This window comes from Bradyrhizobium sp. UFLA05-108 (genome assembly GCF_059803455.1).
In genome coordinates, this window is the sequence record NZ_JBANAZ010000155.1 from 1 (window position 1) to 3639 (window position 3639).

Below are 3639 nucleotides of genomic sequence, written 5' to 3' on the forward strand. Positions count from 1 at the left end.
CTGGAGGTGGCGGGGGCGGCGGGGCAGGCAGTGGTGGTGCCGGAGGAGCAGGAGCTGGCAGTGGTGGTGGCGGTGGTGCGGGAATAGGCGTCGGTGCGGGAGCCGGCGGTGGTGTGGGAGCCGGCGTCAGTGGTGTTGGCGGTGGCAGTTATGGTGGGGGAAATCCTTATCCCGGTGCATACGGTTGGTCTTACCCGAGCCGATTAGCCCCAAGGGGTCATAAGGCTTGGTTCGGTGGCGCTCATGGTGCGCCTTATGCCGGTGCATACCGCTGGTCTTACCCGAACCGATTAGGCCAAAGGAGTCGCAAGGCTTGGTTTGGCGGTGGCGGGTTTGGTTATGTTACGTCTGTCCCGTTCCGGCAACGCGCGGCCCAGGCTCGGTGGGATAGCCGCAAGTACGCAACGCTTGAGGGCGATTACCGCAGATTTCATAAAGCTCAGCGAACAAACGACTCGCTCAACGCGCGCGAAGTGATGCGGAAGGTGTTGCCTGATCAGGAACCCGCGCAGTCGTTCGTGGCGCGAACGTCATTGAACTCGCACCCCCGCGGAAATGATGATGCGACGGGCAGCGAGCCGCTGGTCAATCGCGCGCCGGATGACATCGAGCGTAACGCCGAACGAACGATCGGCGCGGCAGACGGATCCTGGCACGAGCCGCCAAATCCCTCGACGGATGTCGCACAGATCACCCCTCCCCCTGTCATCGAACACGAGGATGCGCCAACAACCGGGTCATTGGTAGATCGCGCACCGGATGACCTCGAGACTACAGCCCTGCTAACGATCGGCACGGCGGCCGGCTTCTGGCGCGAGCCGCTACATCCCTTGGCGGCATTGCTTGGCGTGATGCTGGTCGGGGCACTCGGCCTTATCGAATTTCTGCCGCGACGCCGCGGCGACTTCTCCTGGGAAGTCAAATTCGTAGATCTCAAGTCCAAAACCCCGGCCGAGCTTGTCTCGTTAGCGGAAGAAAACGGGGTCGAGAATGCCAGAACCATGCCCAAGCAGGAGCTGCTGTTCGCCATCCTCAACCAGCTTCGCATGCCGAACCAAGTCGTAGCCGAGCCCAGCGTCGCATCCGGACAGGCCCCCGCAACTGTTCTTTTGCTGGTCGCACTCGCGCTCACGGCCGGTTGGCTTTGCGTTCTCGGTGCAGGGACATATCAGTTAATAAGCTGGCTGTTCTCTTAGAAGAACGCTCGACCTGCTTCGCAAACTCGACAGCGGCGAAGACTACTAATGCCAGAAAGGAACTCGCGGCCGATCCAAGTCGCTACAGATCGACAATTTGCGAGATGCGCTTTTGAGTCCGGCGCGACGGCGGTGTCCGGCCGAATTCAAGTGGAACAAGCCGGCGACGTCTGCGAGGCGCCTCTCGCTGGCTGGAAAAAGAGAGTCGCGCTAAAAGCTCCAGTAAAGCAGCCGAGGTTCTCTTCAGGAGTCAGTCAGAATGCTGCCGGGGAAATCGAGAAGAATGCGGAACTGGATGATGCTGGCGCTGGAATCAAACCGCGTGATCGGGTTGCGTCTGGCGAAGCTGATGCGAGGCGGCAAGGGTGCTCAGCGTGAAGCCGAGCGCATGGTCAGTGAAAAAATACAGGCGGCCGCCAAAGCCGGCGCAAGCCTCATGGCTGGCGCCTCAAGCGATGAGATTGTGCGTCAATACCGAAAGCGGGTGGCGGCAAACGCCAAGCGGCTGGGCCGGCAGCAAAGACGACGCAAACAAAAATCCCCCTGATCCCGAGCCATTCGCAGGAACCGTAACGGTTGAAATAACCGGTGTGGCCTGAAGCGTCCGCCTTTGTGTTCCGATCTGCCGAGCCTTGTGAGGAGGCCGCTAATGCGCGTCGGACGGGCCGGAAGAACGCATCAGCGGGATGCGCTGCGAACCGCGTGCGGCTGCGCCGAGGCTCTCACTCGGGGTTGTCCAGCTTGTCGATCTCGGCCCTCGCCAGCGCCGTGGCTTTCTCGATCGCCTGCTCTCGCGTGAGGGTGTTGCCGCTCAACCGGCGTGAGACAAGGTTGTCCCAATAGAACCTGACCGATTTGCGTCCGTCCGCGAACCATACCTCAAGACTTCCGCAGTCGTCGTCTACGCCACGGTGAGGGATGATGCGGATGGGGTCGCCTTCGGCCATGGGTGAATTGCTACCATTCCGGCAGCATGGGGACAACGGCGGCGACTCCGACCGCGTGATTTCGGTTTCGACGATGCCAATATCGCGCGGGTGGCCCGACCAAGGCGACGCCATCGTCGCCGACCGTCACCAGCAAGGTCGAACTGCTTTAGTTGGGCGAGATTCTAGCAGCGCGACCGATCAATGGGCCGCAACTCGTGTAGATGATCTTGTTGGAGCGATCGAACCGAAAGTAAAAGCGGACCGGCTTGCCTTCATAGCTCTGGTAATCGATCTGAACCCCGTGGCCGGTTAGGACCACATCATCAAGGTTAAAGGAGCACCTGCTTTCGAGCTTCGGTGCCCAATAGGCCGCGATCGAATTTCGCCCCGTCAAGGTCACGCCCTCGCAGCCGCATTCCATGACCGCGCGCTCGTCATATAGATCGAGCAGCGCGTTCAGGTCTCCCCGTCGGCAGGCATCGAGCCAGTCGACGACGGCGGCAAGAGGATCGAATTCGTCTCGTGAAATCGACATGAGGTCCCATACAAAACTGTCGCCGCTCCCGATCGCGACGCAGACGCAGAAGTATCCGGATAGGGAAAACGGCCGGGAGAAACTGGGACTCCGGGCCGAGTGTTTGCTCAACTAAAGCCCCCTGGAGCGGCGAGGAGGCTACGCTTGCGAGGAAACACCACGGTCAACCGCAGAACGCGCGCCGCTGCAAATGTCTTTCTCGTAAGGCAGATTAACTCGGCGCAAGCTTCATCCGTCTTGCGGTCTCGCGCCGCTGTCGGGGCTAAGTGTCGCGCGCCATGGAAAACTGCCCCCTCGGCGTCACGAGGAATTGCCCCCTCCTTGGATAGCCGAGGAGAGAGCGAATGAACGAGGAACGAATCACGGAAGGCTCGTCGTGGAGTGATCCACGGGGGCAGGTGATGAAGACGCCGGATGACGTGGCGGAGATGTTGCGCCTGAGGGCGTGCGGGTGGGGTCTGAAGCGGATCGCGCGGCAGCTGGGCTGCAGCCATCACACGGTGAAGGACTACGTGGCGGCGGGCGGGGTGAAGCCGTTCAAGTCGCCTGAGCGTCCGAAGCGGCTCGATGGCCTTGAAGGTTGGCTGCGCGAGAGGTTCATTCGGCACCGCGGCAATGCGGATGTGGTGCGCCAGGACCTTTTGGCCGAGGAAGGCGTGGCAGTCAGCCGGCGAACGCTGCAACGGGCCGTGCAGCCCTATCGCCAGGCGCTGAAGGCCGAAGCGCTGGCGACGACGCGGTTCGAGACGCCCCCGGGGCGACAGCTGCAGATTGACTTCGGCGAGCGCCTGGTCGAGATCGGCAGCACGAAGATCAAGGCATTCGTGTTCGTGGCGACGCTCGGGTATTCGCGACGGCTGCATGTGCGTGCGTTCCGGGCCGAGAAGCAAGAGCACTGGTTTGCCGGGCTCGAGAGCGCGTTCACGACCTTCGGCGGCGTGCCGGAGGAAGTGCTGATGGACAATCCACGCGCGCTCGT

General features: G+C 61.8%; 4 protein-coding genes and 1 pseudogene. 3 read left to right on the top strand and 2 right to left on the bottom strand.

Annotation, left to right across the window (positions count from 1 at the left end; all coding sequences use genetic code 11):
- Positions 1 to 884: 884 nt before the first annotated feature.
- Positions 885 to 1049, top strand: a pseudogene (locus SO140_RS45425) (Rho termination factor N-terminal domain-containing protein); the annotation flags it as partial.
- Between the two features lie 406 nt (positions 1050 to 1455).
- Complete coding sequence (locus SO140_RS45430; protein WP_449384673.1) at positions 1456 to 1743, top strand: hypothetical protein; 288 nt, start codon at positions 1456 to 1458, stop codon at positions 1741 to 1743.
- A gap of 175 nt (positions 1744 to 1918) precedes the next feature.
- Here SO140_RS45430 and SO140_RS45435 read toward each other — a convergent pair whose 3' ends face one another.
- Positions 1919 to 2143, bottom strand: coding sequence for a hypothetical protein (locus SO140_RS45435; RefSeq protein WP_063696289.1), 225 nt, complete (start codon positions 2141 to 2143; stop codon positions 1919 to 1921).
- Positions 2144 to 2291: 148 nt separating this feature from the next.
- Positions 2292 to 2660 (bottom strand): YybH family protein, encoded by a 369-nt coding sequence (locus tag SO140_RS45440; protein WP_449384674.1) that lies wholly within the window; start codon positions 2658 to 2660, stop codon positions 2292 to 2294.
- A gap of 401 nt (positions 2661 to 3061) precedes the next feature.
- Here SO140_RS45440 and SO140_RS45445 point away from each other — a divergent pair.
- Positions 3062 to 3639: helix-turn-helix domain-containing protein (locus SO140_RS45445; protein ID WP_498544152.1), on the top strand; the 578-nt coding region annotated here is incomplete at its 3' end.

What these genes read in the sequence shown, in the direction of transcription:
- SO140_RS45430 (WP_449384673.1), top strand. Translation starts at nt 1,456, where the DNA reads ATGCTGCCGGGGAAATCGAGAAGAATGCGGAACTGGATGATGCTGGCG.
- SO140_RS45435 (WP_063696289.1), bottom strand. Translation starts at nt 2,143, where the DNA reads ATGGCCGAAGGCGACCCCATCCGCATCATCCCTCACCGTGGCGTAGAC.
- SO140_RS45440 (WP_449384674.1), bottom strand. Translation starts at nt 2,660, where the DNA reads ATGTCGATTTCACGAGACGAATTCGATCCTCTTGCCGCCGTCGTCGAC.